This is a genomic window from Vibrio cincinnatiensis DSM 19608 (assembly GCF_900167345.1).
GTDB classification, from domain to species: domain Bacteria; phylum Pseudomonadota; class Gammaproteobacteria; order Enterobacterales; family Vibrionaceae; genus Vibrio; species Vibrio cincinnatiensis.
This window is the reverse complement of sequence record NZ_FUXB01000017.1, coordinates 25,476-43,472: the sequence shown is the minus strand read 5'-3', so window position 1 is coordinate 43,472 and position 17,997 is coordinate 25,476. Positions and strand designations below refer to the sequence as shown.

The following is a 17,997-nucleotide window of genomic DNA, read 5'->3' as shown; positions in this document are numbered from 1 at the left end:
ATTAATGCGCGTTCGAGCACAAAAATGTTAACCTTAAACTCGCTTTTTGTTAATTGACGCAGTATTTTGATCAAATAGACTAATCAAAAGAACATTTCACCATTAAAGGCTAATTAAGGCTTACCTAAAGAAGAAAAAAACAATCAATGAGCGGAAATCTTCTTTATCTTTGCTTTATATAGTGAAGTAATCGTTTAAAAACAGGGAAAACTCTTCCATTCTTAGGTCTGCTTATCAGAACAATGTGTAACTAAAATGTTATTAAACACACCTTCACACTCTAAATTTGTTGGTATATTTCATCAAAAAATGGAAAAGAATGAGCTTTACTCGGTAAAAAAGTTTTCGTTCGAGCTTTTGTGAGCAATGTAGCGAACGTAAACGTTGAAAAATGACACACTATTGATCCAGTGAAGAGTCAATAAATAAGGTAGCGGTCATGACAGCAAAACAACGTATGGAAACTGACGTGGTCATCATCGGTGGTGGAGCAACGGGAACCGGTATTATGCGCGACTGTGCATTACGTGGGATCCCCTGTATTCTTCTCGAGAAAGACGATATCGCATCGGGTACGACAGGCCGAAATCACGGCTTGCTCCATTCGGGTGCTCGTTATGCCGTCACTGATCCCGAATCAGCAAAAGAGTGCATCCAAGAAAATCTGATTCTCAAAAAAATAGCCAAGCACTGTGTAGAAGCGACCAATGGCCTATTTATTACCTTGCCGGAAGATGATTTAACCTTCCAAGAGCGTTTCATTACGGCCTGTACTCAAGCTGGTATTGAAACGTCACGTTTAACCGCTAAGCAAGCGTTAGCATTAGAACCCAATGTTAACCCTGCATTGGTGGGAGCCGTTAAAGTGCCGGATGGCACGATAGATCCTTTTCGTCTCTGTGCATCGAATGTATTGGATGCCAAAGAACACGGGGCGAAAATACTTAACCGTACAATCGTCACAGGGCTGATCCGTCAGGGCGACACTATCTTAGGTGTACATTGCTTGCAACTGGGCACCCATCAGTCGTTTGAAATTTATGCGAAACAAGTGATTAATGCGGCAGGAATTTGGGGGCAGAATATCTGTGAATACGCCGATTTGAATATCAAAATGTTTCCAGCAAAAGGCTCTCTGCTCATTCTTGATTATCGAATTAATAACCTTGTCATCAATCGCTGCCGCAAACCTTCTGATGCCGATATTTTAGTGCCCGGTGATACCATCTCTCTTATCGGCACCACCTCTGAACATATCGACTACGATCAAATTGATCACTTACATGTCACTGATAAAGAAGTGGATGTGTTGCTCAAAGAGGGGGAAAAACTGGCACCTATCATGGCCAACACTCGCGTACTGCGCGCTTATGCTGGAGTGCGTCCTTTAGTTTCCGTTGACGATGACGGCAGCGGACGTAATATCAGCCGAGGCATTGTTTTATTAGACCACCAAGAGCGTGATGGCCTAAATGGCTTAACCACGATTACGGGTGGCAAACTGATGACCTACCGATTAATGGCGGAATGGGCAACGGATCTGGTGGCAAAAAAACTGGGTAATCAACAACCTTGCACAACTCATCTTCGCCCGCTTCCTGGCTCAAATGAAACCCCGAAAGAGGTGAAAAAGACCGCCAGTATTGCCAAACCCGTTTATGAATCGGCTATCTATCGCCACGGTGAAAGAGCCAAACAGTTTTTATCAGAGGATATGAAAAACCAAGCCATCATTTGTGAATGTGAAATGGTGACCGCCGGGGAAATTGAATATGCCATCAAACATCTCGATGTAAATAATTTAGTAGATTTACGCCGTCGAACTCGCCTCGGCATGGGGCCATGTCAAGGTGAACTGTGCAGCTACCGAGCGGCGACCTTATTTTCTGAATATGGTCATTTTACAGGACAGCAATCCAGCCTGTTACTTACTGAGTTCCTTGAAGAACGCTGGAAAGGCATCAAACCGATTTTTTGGGGCGATGCTCTGCGGGAAGCCGAATTTAGCTACTGGATTTATGATGGGCTATTGGGTGCAGGCGATCTTCCACAGCCAAATAATCATGAGGAGAATAACGGATGATGCACTATGACATTGTCGTGATCGGTGGCGGCATTGCGGGATACACCGCCGCCGTTCGTGGCTTACAGGCGGGAAAGAAAACTTTGCTGATCAACCAAGGGCAAAGCGCTCTGCATTTCTCTTCCGGCTCGATTGATGTATTAGCCAAATTACCCGATGGCAGCGCCGTTACCCATCCTTTTGACGCACTGGATAAACTGAAACAACAAAATGACCAACACCCCTATAACATTGTGGGGCAAGCATCGTTAATGGAAGGACTTCATTGGTTCCAACACATCATGACCGATGCTGGGCTTCCTATGTATCATCAACCCGAGGGAGCCAATCATCAACGCATCACCCCGCTAGGAACGTTAAAGGCGACTTGGCTTTCTCAGCCATTTGTTTATCAGCATAATGCTCCTCTACCCTTTAAGCGCATTGTGGTAATTACCATTGAGGGTTACCGAGATTTTCACCCACAAATGTTGCAGGATAATCTTCGCCAGCACGTTGATTTTGCCAATACACACATTGAACATAAAACCATTACCTTACCCGGTTTTAATGCGTATCGGCGTAATCCTAATGAACTCCGCTCGATTGATATTGCCCGCTTTCTCAAACAGGAAAAGGCATGGGATCATCTTTGCCGCACATTAATGATGCTGGCAACACCGGAAGATTTGGTGATTCTGCCGGCGATTATGGGCAATGGCGATGGGCTTATTTTGATGAATCAGTTACGTGAAGCCACGCAATTGCATTTTCATGAAGTCCCCACCATGCCCCCGTCTCTGCTAGGTATTCGTATTGAAGAAACCCTTAATCGCACCTTTATTCAACTTGGTGGTATTCAATTGAAAGGCGATAAAGTGGTGAAAGGAGCATTTTCCAACGGCCAATTAACCGAAATTTATACCCAAAATTTACGAGATATGCCGATTCAAGCGAAACACTTTATCATGGCGACCGGCAGTTATTTCAGCCAAGGGCTGAAAGCCTCACAACAACAGATTTCTGAACCGGTCTTTGAGCTGGAGATCACCTATTCAGAACCACGCTCATCATGGCGACATTCGCAATTTTTTGCGCCTACCCCTCACCCATTTATGACCTTTGGCGTTCAGACAAATACGCAGTTGAACCCTTATCAACAAGGCATAGCGATCAAAAACCTTTATTGCTGTGGTTCGATGCTCTCTGGCTACGATCCCGTGTTTGAAGGCAGTGGGGGTGGTGTGGCGATTGCCACGGCTTACTATGCCATTATGCAAGCGCTAAAAACCGATTCTGCCGCTTATTCGACTCAGGAGGCGCTGATATGAACGTACCCTTTTCGCAAGCTGCACCTCAAAACACCAGCTTTGACCAATGCATTAAATGCACCGTATGCACCGTTTATTGTCCGGTGGCGAAAGCCAACCCTGACTATCCCGGTCCCAAGCAGTGCGGTCCAGATGGTGAACGTTTGCGCATTAAAAGCCCTGAATACTACGATGACGCGTTAAAATATTGTACCAACTGCAAACGCTGTGAAACTGCATGTCCTTCAGGGGTTAAAATCGGCGATCTGATCGCCGTTGCGCGCGGTAAATATGGCAAAAAACCATTGAATCCCAAACTCGTCCGTGACTATGTATTGAGCCACACCGACCTATTTGGCTCCATTGCCACACCATTTGCACCAGTGGTCAATTTCGCTACCACTTTGCCAGTGGTGAAAACCATCATGCATAAAACCATTGGTGTTCACGATCATAAAGCGCTACCCAAATATTCACACGGTACGTTTCGCCGCTGGTTTAAACAAAACTGCACCCGCCAGCCGCTCTATCAACGTCAGGTCACTTATTTTCATGGCTGTTACGTCAACTATAACCACCCTCAATTAGGGAAAGATTTAGTGCGAGTGCTTAATGCCATGAATATCGGCGTTCGATTGCTGGAAAATGAAAAATGTTGTGGCGTACCTTTAATTGCCAACGGTTTTCACGATAAAGCGCGCAAAAATGCCCTACTTAATATCAAAAATATTGAATCTGCCGTTGAGGAGTATCACACCAAAATCATTTCCACCTCTTCCACCTGTTCATTCACCCTTCAGCAAGAGTATCCTCATGTTCTTGGGGTAGATAACAGTAAAGTGGTCAATGACATTGAATATATCACCCGCTTTTTGCTCAAAGAGTTTATGAATGGCAATGCCCCAAAAATGAAACCGCTTAATTTAAAAGTGGTTTATCACACCCCTTGCCACTTAGAACGAAGTGGTAATGTGATATTTACCATTGAATTGCTACGCATGATCCCAGGGTTGGAACTGGTGGTGTTAGACAGTGAATGCTGTGGACTGGCCGGAACCTATGGGTTTAAAGAGGAAAACTACGATGTTTCGATGAAAATTGGCAATCACTTATTTCGTGCCATTAATCATTCCAACGCAAATTTTGCGGTGACGGATTGTGAGACCTGTAAATGGCAAATTGAAGAAAATACTCAACTAGAAAGCCTGCACCCCATCACTCTACTGGCCATGGCTCTTGCGTAAAAAAGCGGGTCATTTGACCCGCTCATACGTATACAAATGAGCATGCTCTGAATTCAAGCTACAGCGTTACCGACTACGCGCTCATATCATCCCTCATTAATAGTTACTGAAGATAAGCGATACCAACCGGATGGCTCTCTTCCTTCATTCGCTAAGTTAATAGCGGCTCGGCCATGACGATCCACCAAGGCTAACTCAAGCATGTAGTATCCTGCTTCCAAAGACTCCGGCAGAGAAAAACTGCTGTTAGTGATGTGCTCTCCCGGCAACCAACTGAGCACATCATGGTTAGAAATAGCTAAAAAGGCCATTTCATTTTGATCGTTCATTAACCGAAAGGCCAAATAGTAAGATTGATAAGGCGGAGCATTCCCTTCATTCACCATACGCACTTGTAGATTCAACATATGCCCCGCAGTGGCTTCTGACTGATGTAAGAGTGAATCCACTCGCAACCGATAGCCTATATGTAGCAAAGCTTCATCAAGTAAATCTCGGTACTGACTTGGGATCGGATACGACTTCAGGTTGAGTGTTGAAGCATGTTGTTCAATCGCCCAATCTAAGCTGGCTTTGACTTGCTCTTTGCTATAGTGCTGAGTACTTTGCCACTCACTCATATTCCCACAGGTTTCTAAACTCACTGGTGCCGATTTCCAGCGTTCAGGAAATTGACTATCGTCCTCGGTCGCTTGCGCTAAGCGATGAGGATAATCATGCGTCATATGACTCCATTGCTGCGAAAAATGGTGCCAGTCTCCCCAGCAATCTGCTCGCCAACCCGCACCTTTACCCGTCGCATAGACTAAACTTTCTCCCCCACTGATTAACATCAGTTTCGGGGTTTGTGGAAACGCCGCAAAATGCAAATCCACTAACCGATTCAGCTCTTCGTTGGAATAGCGCTGGTGCAATGGCTTTAAGTCTGAAAAGTTACTGTTATGCCATTCGCCCCATGAGCCAACCATGCCAATATCCACATGGCTCAAATTCGGATTACCATCATAACGTTGCCCAAATGCCATCAATAGCTTTTCTACATATTCTAGATAAAGAGAGTCATCTAAATCCGGAATAAAGGTTTTCCCCTCTCCCGTCCATTGACCTCGAATACCTTTATTGATCAACCACTGAGAAATTTTACTGCCACTCGATGGTGTTGCGGCGCTCATAAACCGCAAAGCAACCATTCGCGGTGGTGTGTGTGCTCGGTTTTGTGTGAGTAAACGATCAATGGTATCAAACCTATATTGCCCTTCCTGAGGTTCAAGCTCATCCCAGTAAAAACGATAATAGTCAATACCTTCCGTCGGATATTGCTGTTCAGTTAAAGTCTCTCCCCATCCATTATGGAAGCTCTCGACCCCAACACCTGGGTTACGGAGTGGGCCATCAAGTGCGACAGGGTAAGTCAGGATCATCGATTCACTCAAAGAATCAGGGATCTCTGGTACGAAAGCATCGGATTCCTGTTTTCTATCGGCCAGACACGCCGTTAATGGTAAGAGTAGCAGTAAACTCAGGGCTGCTTTAAAGCCATTTTTTCTGTATGCCGGTGTTGCGATTTTCACTGCATTAACCCTTTAAACCAATCCCAGATACCCAACGAAAAATCATCAAAAAGATCGATACCCAGTGCAGATTTTATTAAATATAACGCCAGTAACGCTAAGCCCAACACGGTGACACCACTGATTAAAATCAGTAGTGTCATGAGAAAATTCGCTATTTTTGATTCTGGATTGCGTAATTGCTGGCGACGATCTCGTCCCATCAGTAACACCAAATAATAACGCTTACCAAACCAAGGTAAGCTTTTTCTCACATCAAGGGCATGGCGATGATGCAAGCCACTACTGATGATCGCCTGCTCAATCGCCTGTTTTTGATCATCACTGAAACTGTCTGCCACAGTTTTATCTAAGATTTGATAAAACTGGCTAACGGATTGATGTTCTTTTTTTCGAGTCGTCACTTACTGCTCCAAGGCCTTGCGATACACTTGCATTGTCTGCTGTGCAATGGTCTTCCAATCATATTTTTGTAAATACACATCATAATTGATCCGTTCGGCTTCCACGCCTTGTTGTAGCTTATCACTCAAGCGCGCCACATCTCCCACTGGGAAATAACACTCAGGGTTTAGCGCCACTTCAGTATTGGCAGGAATATCACTGACCAAAGCAGGAAGAGAAAATGACATCGCTTCGAGCAAGGCAATCGGTAAACCTTCATGATAAGAAGGCATAACAAATAACCGAGCTTGAGAGAAAACCACCTTTAATTCATCCCCTTTTAAAAAACCCGTCATGATTACGCCCGGTGTCTGTTGAGCTTTCTGTTTGAGAGCTTGGCTATAAGGCGTTTCATGATCCGTATCACCCACCAATACTAAAGGTAAAGTGACCCCAGATTGCTGGTACGCATCAATGAGATCGTGAAACCCTTTCTCTTCAACAAACCGCCCGACCGCCACCAGATAATGCTGTGCGGTAAGCGAATACTTACTCAGTACTTGATGAAGAATGGTATCGTTTAAAGGGGGGGCGGGAAGCACGCCGTTATAGATCAAGTTAGCATCATAGCGCTGATACTTTTCTTGCAAAATACGATTGATCACTTCTGAAATAACGATGACTTCATTGGCCCACTTAGCCGCAAACTTTTCCCCCAGCATTAATACTTTCTTGGCGACACCACCCCATTTTTGGCGATCATAATCAGGACCGTGGTGGGTAAACACCACTTTCTTACCCAGTAGACGCAACAGCGGCACCACCAACCCCGGTCCGATAGCGTGCACATGCACCACTTGTGAACCATCAAATAAGGTCGATAAAGCCGCTAAAGTGGAATGTACAATAGCCTCTAAAGATTTTTTCTTGGGTGCCCAAATCGATTTCGTCACCACACCTTGATAATTCGAGTGTTGATATTCGACATAAGGAGAGCGAGCAATCACACATACCTCGACGCCAAACTGTTTCACCAATTCGGGATACAAATGTTGGCAATGCGTTTCGACACCACCCAGCACATCCGGAATGCCTCGTGTTCCTAATACAGTAATTTTCATACGGGATTCACCTCACTGAGTAACTGTTGATAGAGGTTCATCAAACTGGCTTGATGCTGAGTCAACGAATATTTATTTAATAAGCGTTGACGCGCCTTGTATCCCATATCAATCACTTGCTCTTTGTTATCCGCTACGCTGTCCATTACCTCAGCCAGCGAATGAGGATCACCAGCCGTAAATAAGCGCCCTTCAATGCCATCTCGTACTTGCTCAGGAATCCCCCCAATATTGGCACCAATGACGGGTTTACCATAAGCCATCGCTTCCAATACCGACATGGAGCAGTTCTCATAACATTCAGAAGGCACAATCACGGCTGTGGAATGCTTAATGAGCGTGTGTAACGCTTCACCACGTTGAAACCCAAGAAAATCAATATTGTGGTAGTTGGCCACCAGTTCATCGAATAGCGGTCCATCCCCCACCACTTTCAAAGGCAGAGCCTGCGCAGAATGCTGGTAAGCCTTAGCAAGGGTCGCCACTCCTTTTTCCTGACTTAACCGTCCGAGATAAAGAAAGTAGCCTTGATCGGTTATATCATGGTGGTCAACTTGTTCATCAATCCCATTAACAATCACATCAATACGATTGTTGGGGAGCTTTTGACGTAACAGGTTTGCCAGAAATTCACTCGGGGAAACAATCACATCTAAAGCCTGATAGTTCTTTGCCCACCTTTGATAGGTGGCTTCCAGAGACAATAACGCGCTTTTGAATAGTGAACCTTGCTGACAACGGTAACGACAGGCATTCCAAACCGAACCGTGTAAACACGCTTCACACGTGTGATTATCCCGATACATGGTGTAGCTTGGACAAGCAATTTTAGTGTCATGAGCCGTCAACACGGTTTTGCAGCCTAAGCTTTTCGCCACCTTAATGATCGAGGGGGTCAATTGATGGTAAATATTGTGAAAATGCACAATATCTGGCTGCTCTTGGGTGATCAAGGCTTGTAGCTTACGACACGCTTCTCGGTTATGAATAAAATCTACCGCGGTTTTGACACTGCTCACTACCCCATGACCTTGATAATAATCAACATTCGGCACAAAAAAGTCATGGTAAGCAGAAGGAAGATTTTTTTCATGTTGCATCGAAAAATCCACCACAACCACACCCGCTTGTTGCAACATTTCTCGTTCTTGAAAAAAGACCGTTTCCGCCCCGCCTTTCATAAAAAAGAATTTATTCACCAGCAGAACTTTCATCACTCTTTTCCTCTGATCACTTGGTTATCGGGTGCTTGACGAGGGTTTTTAAGCGTAGAACAGAGCCCTCTCACCATCCCCGCTGAAAAGAACGACAAATTCACAATACTGAGTAGCGCATCGCGCACAGAGCAATTTTTTACCGCTTTGAGCAGAAAAAAAGCCAGCAGTGGCAGAAACGCTATCCCCACCCACATCCACGGTAACGCAATCATGGACACAACGACGGTCAATAGATACAGCGTAAAGATCAGTTCATTTTTAACGGTGTTAACCGCATCCATAAAATGCGCTGTCCCCCATGAGGTGCGCAATAACTCCCCTGAGGCTGCTAAATAACGGCTTCGCCAACGATGTTTAAGCAACGCAAAGGTCGACATCACATAAGAGGTGTGATGAAAATAAGGGACGCCTAAACGGTGTAGTTTAAACCCCGCTTTTTGTAAACGCATACCGAGTTCGGCTTCTTCATACGCATGTAGGTTGCGATTGGTTAAATAGCCTAATTGATCAATTGCTGACTTACGGTACAAACCACCACCCGCAAGATGGTGACAATCGCCTAAAGGGTAGATCTGGTGCAGCCGCTGCTTACGTGATTTAAACTCATAACTGACCGCCTCATCCATTTCTACCATTCCAGCCACGCCAGCATAATCGGGATGAGTGTGTAAAAATGTCATACCTTGCTCAATAAACCCAGGCGCCAGCTGCATATCCCCATCGAGCAATAACAAAAATTCTCCTTGCGCGTGCAGATAACCCAACTGGTGCCCCACCCCACAACACCGTTCTTCGGCATGTACCAAGGATACGACGGTGACCCCCAAATCGAGGGCAATCTGTTGAGTCTGATCCGTCGATAAGCTATCTGCGACCAGAATTTCATGAGGATACGTCGCTAAACTATCACGAATACTGGCGATGGTTTTTGCTATCCCCTGCTCTTCGTTATAGGTTTTTATAATGACCGAGATAGTGGGAATTTCATTCATAACTGAACTCTCTAGCAGCAAGGGCAGACTTACGAATAACTAAAGCTGCCCCGAGCGAAAAGAAAAACATAAATTGCATCATAGGAACCAACATCAAAACTTGGCTGTAAGGAATACTCATCAATCCGGCTAATCCAAAAGCAAGGTAAGCCGGTTGATAGGCTACCAGCCGTTTATCAGCCCAGTCCAATTGCTGGGCATCTAACACCGGTTTCGGAATAGAGACCCAAATCACTAGGCCGATCAACAGTAGATATAGGCAAGTCCCGATCAAACCAATTTCCCACAGCATCATACTTAATGAGGTCGAATCGAGCAGTACATTAAACACCTCATTAAGAAACCCCGGTGCCACCGCGCTCCCATGGTTCGTCGTGTTTAACCCGTAGCCAAACAATAGATTGGGAATGCCATATAAATCACTGTTATTCAACCAGAAAAAAATGGTCGTCATCCGCCCTAACTCACCATTGTCCATGATGTAGTTCGGATCAAAGATATATTCCAGTGAGTCAAGAAAAATGGTCAAGGAGCCTTTGCTCGCATCCGCATCCAACGCAGATTCATAAGAAGCCGCTAACAACATGATTGCGACAAACAGTAAGACGATGATACCTCCCAGCATCATCAATACCATTTGTGCATTGTAGCGTTTCATTCCTCGCATAAAGCTGGGGACAAACCAAACAAAAGCAAGCAACATCGGCGCAATCAAAATCACAAATTTCACTTCACCAAGTACGCACAGGGCAAAAGCGGCCGTAACATGCAGCGCCGTACTGAATTTACTCGCTACACCATGTTTGTATTCAGACACTTTCAGCAACATGATCAACAAGCAGAAAAGGCCAAGCGCCGCAGTATTTCCGCCTCCCATCGGATCACCACCAAAAGTCCCTACCACAGAATCCCACATTTCAAATTCCCCTTTGATGGCCACTCGCTGAGGCACCACCACCAATAGCTGATAAAGCATCACGGGGAATTGGGCATAGAAAATCCAGTACAGCGATTGCGTCAGTCGGTAAATCTGCGACTCACGACAAAAACCCAACAATAGACAAAAGAGCACAAGCCCAATCGCCAACTCATTTTTTAGACCAACAATCGTGACAACAAGGCCACTTTGTAACAAGGTAGACAGCGTCGACATCACGAATAAGGCGATAAAAATCACCATAATGATGCGTTCTTGATGGTCAAGAAAAAACGGGCTATAGCGGGTTTGCAATAACATCAGAAGCAACATGACAATGGCAAGCAGAAAAGGCAGCCACAATATCGCGCCTATCCCCGTAAAATACTGCACCATTCCACAGACAACGAGCGTCATCCACAGAAAAACTTGCATGTAGAGACCATTATTGAGCATGTTTGGCCTCTTCTTGCTTGCGCAATAAATTCGCTCGCTGGTTTACTTTTAGATAGATGAAGCCATAGCGGAGCGCAGAAAGTAGCGCAAATGCCAGTACAGAAAGCCCATAATCCGGGATAAAATAAGGCAGAACGACAAACGCCACCACCACCACCGCTAACTGCTCAAATTGAATGCGTAGAAAATAGCGGGGAGAACCAAACACCAGCTCAATCACGGTCAGTGGGCAGACCGCCAATGCAGGAAAGAGGTACGGCAACATATAACGCGAGGTTGGAACCGATTCAACCCATTCATGGCTCACCCATTGCTGAGCGTAAGCAAAGTCCATCACCAGTGGGTAGCAGACAAAGACCCCGGCTGTCGCCAGTGAACCCAGTATCAACAAGAGTTTGCGTACCCGAACAAATTCAGCGAAATGAAAACGCTGATGGCGAAAATCTACCGACCATTTAGAGAAAATCGAATTACGGACAGCATTCCCCACAATCACCACGGGTGATAAACAAAAACGGCTGACAATGGCAAAGTAACCCGCGGTCACGGAAGAAAACCAAAAGTTAATCAACACCATCGGTAAATTGTTATTCGCCATCGCCAAAACCTCAGCGCTACCCACCCGAGAAATATGGTGACGATGTTGCTGGAAAAAACGGTGATTTTCTCGCCAGCCCCATAATTTCCAACGCATTTGCTGAAAAGGGGTGGAATAAAGTAGCCATAAGCTAATGCAGCTCAACGAAATCACCGCCCAACGCCAATAAAACATCTGGGCTTGGGAGGAGAAAAAAATCGTACTGACAACGATGATTGACATGAAAATCCGCTGAATAGCCAGCAGCGACATTTTTTCATCACGCAGCAATAAATTTTCCGAAATCAAGATCCAAGCATGCAGTACCGTTAATAGATAGAACAGAACAAAAGGTCGCTCAAAAAGAACAACCACAACGGCAGTAAAAGGTAACGCAAGCAATACACTTTGTAGTAAACAGAACACCAAATTCTGAGCTAAATGCTCCTCAGACTGCTTGGGAAGCAACAACTGAGAGGCGAAAGTACAGACCTGCGCACCGATGAGAACAATGCTGTACGTTAATGCGTAGATCCCCACTTCGGCCATACCATAACGGTCAGAAATCAACCAAATTGAAATCGCACCAATCACTTGCGAAATGATGGACGAACCAGCAATGGTTGAAATGCTTCGGAGTAAACTCATGCACTACTCCACAACAGCAAAGGTAGCAAAGCTGCCTTGTGTAATGTATCGCTGGCTTTCCTCCGTCTGTACATTCTCCGCATTCACTTTATTGAGTACTGCACCCAACACGTGAATCGACTTTTGCTGCAATTTTTGTACATCATGCACAATAGCAGGCGCGTGACGCAGCTCCGCTTCCACCACAATGCAAACCGCATCCAAACTTTGCGCCGCCACTTGGCTATCTTTACTATCACTGAGTGCCGGTAAATTCACAATGACCACTTCATACTGAGCCGTCAAGAGAGTGAATAGCTCGGCGTAACGGGGGTTAGCCAATAAAACCAGCGGAGATGATGTCCATTCGCCACGAGGCAAAAAATCACACTGTGGGCTGAGGGGCTGAATCAGCGATTCTAGCGGTTGGGTTTCACTTACCCATTGCGCCACACCCAATGCTTCCGCTTCGCCCGTTTTAGGTATCGAAAGAGACAACGCCTGCTCACTGCGATAATCCAAGTCAACCAACAAGGTTCGCTGGTTATGGCTGTATGCCTTAGCCAGTAGCTCTGCCACCAATGAGCTGCCTTCTTGGATGGTACTGGCCACGACCCCAATCGAACGAGAATCGGGAGAGGTTAAGCAGATTGCCGTTTTCAACCCAAACAGCATTTCCATCGCATACGGATTCGTTTGCACCAAATCACTCAACGGCTCACGGGGTCCATCAAGAGCAAAATCCGGCAAATCCGCTAATGGCACTAAACCCAACTTTCTTTGCACTTGGTCTAAGCGATAAATTTTTCTATCCAATGCCACACGAACCAGTAAAAATAGAATGCAAAGCATCGGTGTTAACACCGCAACCATGGTCAAGAGCAACACTTTATTGGGTTTTTGTGGTCGTTTTGCCGCAGTGGCCGGATCATACAGAACCGCATCAGGCTCTTTATATTGCGCGGCTAACGCCAACTCTTTACTGCGCAAGAAAAGATCACGATACAAATCTTCGGTTTTTTCTAAATCGGTTTTTAAGCTCTCGTAATGATCACGTTTCGCCACTAAGGTTTTAAACTCATTTTTTTGAGCATTCAATACGCTTCGATAGCGATTTTCTTTCCCCAAATCCGTTTGATATTGTTTGAGCAGCCCCACTTTTAATTCTTGCAGTAAGGATCGGGTTTGATCTTCAATCGCTTGGATCTGAGCTTGTGCCTCCAAAATCTTATTGTGTTTCGGACCATAACGAAGCTGTAAATCAGCCAAATGACGTTTAGCCTGAATCAAGGCAATACGTAAGTCTTGCATCTGCGGATGGTTAGAGACTTCAGGCAATGATGCGATGTCTTCAATCGGAGCATTTAAATTTTTTGCCACTAACTCATACTGAGCTTGCGAGGCTAAACGGCGCTCTTTTGCATCTGCCAGCTTGTTCGTGGTAATGCTCAGCTCTTCGGTTTCATACCCATCAATACCACGAAATGTCAGTAGCCCAGCCTCATCAAGAAACTGCTCCATTTCTTTCTTTTTGGTGGTAATTTGCTCAGCTAAGGTTTTCATTTGTTGCTCGTTCCAACCTTGTGCTGTCTGCGTTTTTTCCACCTTTTTCTCAACCGAATAGTCGATAAATGCTTGAGCTATCCCATTGGCAATGCGAGCGGCTTCTTGGTTATCTACCGATTCAAACGAGACATACACCAATTGGGTTTGACGAACAACGGTAAAAGTGACGTGTTCACGCACATATTTCAGCGCTTTTTCCATTCGCTCTTTCGCTGAAAGCGTCCACTCAGGATGCGTTTCACTCAGCGGTTGATCGCCGTTATAACGAGCATCTTCTATTAAACCTAACGCATGAATGGCACTTTCCAACACCACTCGAGACTGCATTAAATTATATTGCGTTTCGTAATAATGCCCACGGGTGGAATCATAACCATCCACTTGCTCAATGGGGGTGGCATTATCTTCCTGAGCTTTAAGCAATACCGTTGCCGTAGAAACATACTTAGCACTTAACGACATCACTAGTGGCACACACAACGCCACCATCAGCACCGTTATTAACACCACTTTCCAAGCGTATTTTTTAAGCGATTTTATTAACGGCATGAAATCAATACTGCTTTCCATTTTTTGGCCGTTTTCTACCATTGCTACTGACATATTAGAAAAAACTCTGCTCGACGATGATGGTATCACCGGGTTGGACACGATGGGTTAACGGAACTTTCTTTTGCAATTCATCGCTAGATGAAACGCGGATGCTGATATTTTTTCTAGCGGCACGATCAGTAAAGCCCCCCGCCAAAGCCACCGCTTGCTCAACCGTTAAGTGAGGTTGATACTCATAACCATTGGGTTGTTTGACTTCACCCGTGACATAAATTTGCCGAAAGGCATTCAAATTGATCGTCACCATAGGATTCAGTAAGTAGTCACCACGCAAACGGATTTCGATTTCGGTTTCGACTTCATTCGCCGTACGCCCGTTGAGTTTCACTTCACCAATATAGGGAAAGTTAACCACTCCCGATTTGCTGATCTTAAACTTCATCGACATATCACTTTCACCATGCACGATAATGTCGATCATATCGCCAGTACCTAAGTGATAATCCTGACTGACAAGGGGAAGGCTCTGTTCTGGCTCAGCCGATGGCTGAGGCGTTACCGCAGCCTGAGCCGGCATCAGAGTCAAACAGATCATGGTTAACCACGTAAACATCAATGCTCGCATTTAGATTTGTACCTTTAATAGCAGCTGAATAAGGGAGTCTTCATAGCCTAGCCGCCGATTGACGAACTTTGCTGTACCGTCGATAGTGCTCCCATCCCAATTATAGTCAGGTTCTCTTAATACTAATGTACTCGAAGAGGTATTGGAGGCTAACTTACTCCACTGATAATTGAATTCGAGTCGAATGGAAGGTCGAAAGTCGTAACCGATAGACGCTTTAGCAACCTGAACTCGGTCTAACCGATCTTGATTAGGAATACGGTAATCATCGGTTTGATAACGGTAACCCAATGTGGTGGTTAATCGCTCAACCCACCAATGATGTGTCCATGCAAGACCATAATTACTTTCTAAAATATACCCACCCTCTTGCTCTGGGTCTTTCACTTTCTGCCAAGTAGAAAATGAAAAAGTTGAATGATTCACGGGCTGCCAGTCCAGTGTTAAATCCCAGTTAAAGCCGGTAAAGGTTTTGGCATTGTCATCATTAGGAAAATCTTTGTAAAGTAACGCCACATTACCTTCAATGGTTGTTTTACCGCTTCGTTCGCTATTAGCGCCAAACAATAAGTAATATTCATTACTGCGTTTATTGTCTGCTTGTTCATAGTGACGACGGTTAGTAATTAAGCTGTAACGAAAACGGCTTGTACGACTGTATTGATCAAACAGATCCAGCACTAACGTGTCTTCTCGCCACTCTTGTTGCAATAAATAATCGTAAAAGTCTTGATCCTGTTTAAAACCATCCGTATCCCGAAAAGACAAGCTTTTACGTTGAGCCATAACTTCAAACTTGCCACGCCCTTCTGGTGCACCATAGCTATACCGGACTTGGTTATCTGACAGTGAATTTTTCAACCCCGCCTCAGCAAAACCATACTTGGCGAAATCTTCTTGGCTAAATCCTTCGGATATCCCTTGTCCACGACGCTCTTGCCCGTAGTTTTGCGAAAGGTCGACCGACAAGCCATGCATACGACCCAAACGCCACGAAGCTTCCAGCTGCAAAAAATGCTGCTGGTAATCATCTGCGGTAGAGTCGTCATAACGGCGAAATTCTCCACTGTACATTAAGGTATAACGATCTTCCCCTCGCTCACCTATCGCTTGAAGCATCGGTGATACCGTCCAAAAATCGGAATCCACTGCATCGTCAGACCAGCGTTGATACGTCACATTACTCTCATGACCATAGTCCAACCCAAGCTGGCTTTGCACATCAATCCCCGCCAAACCAATATGGGATTTTGGCGTGAGATCAGCATAAGCCGCTGGAGCTAAGCTCAGAATCAATAAAGTGCTAGTAAGCCGTTTCACTGACAAAGCCTTTAAAGATAGTCAGAAAAATAATTTTGAGATCCAACCACAAGCTCCAGTTTTGCATGTACTGGATATCATACCGAACTCGTTTTTCCATTTTATCTAAGGTATCGGTTTCACCTCGATAGCCGTTAATTTGAGCCCATCCGGTAATGCCGGGTTTAATTTTGTGTCGAATCATATAGTTATCAACAATTTGACGATATTGCTCGTTATGAGCCACGGCATGAGGCCTTGGCCCCACTATCGACATTGAGCCTTGTAACACATTAAGAAATTGGGGTAATTCATCCAAAGAAGTTCGACGAATAAACGCCCCAAATCGTGTCACCCGTGGATCGTTCTTGGTGGCTTGCGTGACGACGGCATCATTTTCCATCACTTTCATGGAACGAAATTTCCACACTTTGATTTTCTTACCGCCGAGCCCATAGCGATCTTGCTTAAACAGTACTGGGCCTGGAGAACTCAATTTCACGCCAATCGCAATCGCAACAAGGATAGGAGAAATCAGCAAGGTAATGATGCTGCCAATCAGTAGATCTTCTACCCGTTTTACCAGTGCCCCCACACCACCGAAGGGTGAACTAAATACACTGAAGGTTTGTACGCCATCAATCGTTTTTATCTGTGAGACACTGAGGTTATACGTATAAAGATCAGGGACTAAAAAAGTGTTCACGGTACTGTCAGATAACTCATCCAACAGATAACGGATGCGATCTTTCGCTATCATAGGTAACGCAATATACACCTCATCAAGCTCACCAGCGCGTGCTTTTTCTAATACCGTTGCCACCTTACCAACCACCGCTGAACGTTTCGGATAAGCAAAACGACTTTCATCACGGTCATCATAAAACGCGATTTCAAGATCACTTTTATGGTGCGTTCGTGTTAAGGCCCGTTCAATAGCTAAGCCACCTGGAGTTAAACCAATCACAGCAATACGATGCTTTCGATTGAGAATTTTTCTTAATCCACGCACAGACGCAATCGCTAGTACTCGGATAGCTAAAAGTATCGCAAAAGCAAGAGCATACCACTGCTCAAATATCACCGTATTGAGATTGGTAATTCGATAACCTTCGAGGTTTTTAAACGTGAACTTCGCCAGCTCCATGAGAAGCGCCGCAATCACTAAGGTAAAGAGAAGCCGAAAAAATGAAAGACGGAGCCGACGCAAAACGGAACTGGAATAGAGATGAAGATATTCACCTATCAATAAAAAAATCACAGAAAAGAGAAAGCCAGCGGTGAGATCAATCGCCGTTTCTTTTAAGCCCAACAGATTGAGCAGTAACATGAGAGTGAAATTAATGGCGATGAAGTCGAAAAATTTTAATACGGTGGCGTAACCATCATCTGCCAACTGTAGCGCTTTTTTGGGTGTCATAGATTGGAGGCCTACTGACTATATACAAAAGCAAGCATAACATTTACTTATGTATTCA

At 44.9% G+C, this 17,997-nt stretch carries 14 protein-coding genes; 3 read left to right on the top strand and 11 right to left on the bottom strand.

Annotation, left to right across the window (positions count from 1 at the left end):
- The first annotated feature begins 439 nt into the window (after positions 1-439).
- The 3 genes from glpA to glpC are packed head-to-tail and all read left to right on the top strand — an operon-like array spanning position 440 to position 4,616.
- Positions 440-2,083, top strand: a complete 1,644-nt coding sequence (gene glpA / locus B5D54_RS14535; protein WP_078927288.1) for an anaerobic glycerol-3-phosphate dehydrogenase subunit A — start codon at positions 440-442, stop codon at positions 2,081-2,083.
- Positions 2,080-3,393 carry a glycerol-3-phosphate dehydrogenase subunit GlpB gene (gene glpB, locus B5D54_RS14530; protein ID WP_078927287.1) on the top strand — a complete coding sequence of 438 codons (1,314 nt, stop codon included), beginning with the start codon at positions 2,080-2,082 and terminating at the stop codon, positions 3,391-3,393. The genes glpA and glpB overlap by 4 nt, the downstream gene beginning before the upstream one ends.
- Positions 3,390-4,616 carry an anaerobic glycerol-3-phosphate dehydrogenase subunit GlpC gene (gene glpC / locus B5D54_RS14525; RefSeq protein ID WP_078927286.1) on the top strand — a complete coding sequence of 409 codons (1,227 nt, stop codon included), beginning with the start codon at positions 3,390-3,392 and terminating at the stop codon, positions 4,614-4,616. Before glpB ends, glpC begins: the two co-directional genes overlap by 4 nt.
- A gap of 86 nt (positions 4,617-4,702) precedes the next feature.
- Here the strand turns inward: glpC and B5D54_RS14520 are convergent, their stop codons facing one another.
- Genes B5D54_RS14520 through B5D54_RS14470 form a run of 11 tightly spaced genes read right to left on the bottom strand, consistent with a single transcriptional unit; the run spans position 4,703 to position 17,939 of the window.
- Positions 4,703-6,187, bottom strand: coding sequence for a DUF4832 domain-containing protein (locus B5D54_RS14520; protein WP_078927285.1), 1,485 nt, complete (start codon positions 6,185-6,187; stop codon positions 4,703-4,705).
- Positions 6,184-6,591: a hypothetical protein gene (locus B5D54_RS14515; protein ID WP_078927284.1), complete on the bottom strand. Its 408-nt coding sequence runs from the start codon at positions 6,589-6,591 to the stop codon at positions 6,184-6,186. Before B5D54_RS14515 ends, B5D54_RS14520 begins: the two co-directional genes overlap by 4 nt.
- Positions 6,592-7,692: a glycosyltransferase family 4 protein gene (locus B5D54_RS14510; protein WP_078927283.1), complete on the bottom strand. Its 1,101-nt coding sequence runs from the start codon at positions 7,690-7,692 to the stop codon at positions 6,592-6,594. It lies immediately after the preceding gene.
- Positions 7,689-8,906: a glycosyltransferase family 4 protein gene (locus B5D54_RS14505; protein ID WP_078927282.1), complete on the bottom strand. Its 1,218-nt coding sequence runs from the start codon at positions 8,904-8,906 to the stop codon at positions 7,689-7,691. The genes B5D54_RS14510 and B5D54_RS14505 overlap by 4 nt, the downstream gene beginning before the upstream one ends.
- Positions 8,906-9,901 carry a glycosyltransferase family 2 protein gene (locus B5D54_RS14500; protein ID WP_078927281.1) on the bottom strand — a complete coding sequence of 332 codons (996 nt, stop codon included), beginning with the start codon at positions 9,899-9,901 and terminating at the stop codon, positions 8,906-8,908. Before B5D54_RS14500 ends, B5D54_RS14505 begins: the two co-directional genes overlap by 1 nt.
- Positions 9,894-11,273: a capsular biosynthesis protein gene (locus B5D54_RS14495; protein WP_078927280.1), complete on the bottom strand. Its 1,380-nt coding sequence runs from the start codon at positions 11,271-11,273 to the stop codon at positions 9,894-9,896. The genes B5D54_RS14500 and B5D54_RS14495 overlap by 8 nt, the downstream gene beginning before the upstream one ends.
- Positions 11,263-12,498 carry a lipopolysaccharide biosynthesis protein gene (locus tag B5D54_RS14490; protein WP_078927279.1) on the bottom strand — a complete coding sequence of 412 codons (1,236 nt, stop codon included), beginning with the start codon at positions 12,496-12,498 and terminating at the stop codon, positions 11,263-11,265. Before B5D54_RS14490 ends, B5D54_RS14495 begins: the two co-directional genes overlap by 11 nt.
- 3 nt (positions 12,499-12,501) lie before the next feature.
- Positions 12,502-14,646, bottom strand: coding sequence for a GumC family protein (locus B5D54_RS14485; protein WP_078927278.1), 2,145 nt, complete (start codon positions 14,644-14,646; stop codon positions 12,502-12,504).
- A 1-nt stretch (position 14,647) separates the two neighbouring features.
- Entirely contained in the window at positions 14,648-15,220 is a 573-nt protein-coding gene (locus B5D54_RS14480; protein WP_078927277.1) for a polysaccharide biosynthesis/export family protein, read from the bottom strand.
- Positions 15,221-16,540 carry an outer membrane beta-barrel protein gene (locus B5D54_RS14475; protein ID WP_242004528.1) on the bottom strand — a complete coding sequence of 440 codons (1,320 nt, stop codon included), beginning with the start codon at positions 16,538-16,540 and terminating at the stop codon, positions 15,221-15,223.
- Positions 16,524-17,939 carry an undecaprenyl-phosphate glucose phosphotransferase gene (locus B5D54_RS14470; protein ID WP_078927275.1) on the bottom strand — a complete coding sequence of 472 codons (1,416 nt, stop codon included), beginning with the start codon at positions 17,937-17,939 and terminating at the stop codon, positions 16,524-16,526. Before B5D54_RS14470 ends, B5D54_RS14475 begins: the two co-directional genes overlap by 17 nt.
- Positions 17,940-17,997 lie beyond the last annotated feature (58 nt).

Coding starts and splice junctions, on each gene's coding strand:
- glpB (WP_078927287.1), top strand. CDS start 2,080: ATGATGCACTATGACATTGTCGTGATCGGTGGCGGCATTGCGGGATAC.
- B5D54_RS14495 (WP_078927280.1), bottom strand. CDS start 11,273: ATGCTCAATAATGGTCTCTACATGCAAGTTTTTCTGTGGATGACGCTC.
- glpC (WP_078927286.1), top strand. CDS start 3,390: ATGAACGTACCCTTTTCGCAAGCTGCACCTCAAAACACCAGCTTTGAC.
- B5D54_RS14485 (WP_078927278.1), bottom strand. CDS start 14,646: ATGTCAGTAGCAATGGTAGAAAACGGCCAAAAAATGGAAAGCAGTATT.
- B5D54_RS14480 (WP_078927277.1), bottom strand. CDS start 15,220: ATGCGAGCATTGATGTTTACGTGGTTAACCATGATCTGTTTGACTCTG.
- B5D54_RS14470 (WP_078927275.1), bottom strand. CDS start 17,939: ATGACACCCAAAAAAGCGCTACAGTTGGCAGATGATGGTTACGCCACC.
- B5D54_RS14490 (WP_078927279.1), bottom strand. CDS start 12,498: ATGAGTTTACTCCGAAGCATTTCAACCATTGCTGGTTCGTCCATCATT.
- glpA (WP_078927288.1), top strand. CDS start 440: ATGACAGCAAAACAACGTATGGAAACTGACGTGGTCATCATCGGTGGT.
- B5D54_RS14500 (WP_078927281.1), bottom strand. CDS start 9,901: ATGAATGAAATTCCCACTATCTCGGTCATTATAAAAACCTATAACGAA.
- B5D54_RS14510 (WP_078927283.1), bottom strand. CDS start 7,692: ATGAAAATTACTGTATTAGGAACACGAGGCATTCCGGATGTGCTGGGT.
- B5D54_RS14505 (WP_078927282.1), bottom strand. CDS start 8,906: ATGAAAGTTCTGCTGGTGAATAAATTCTTTTTTATGAAAGGCGGGGCG.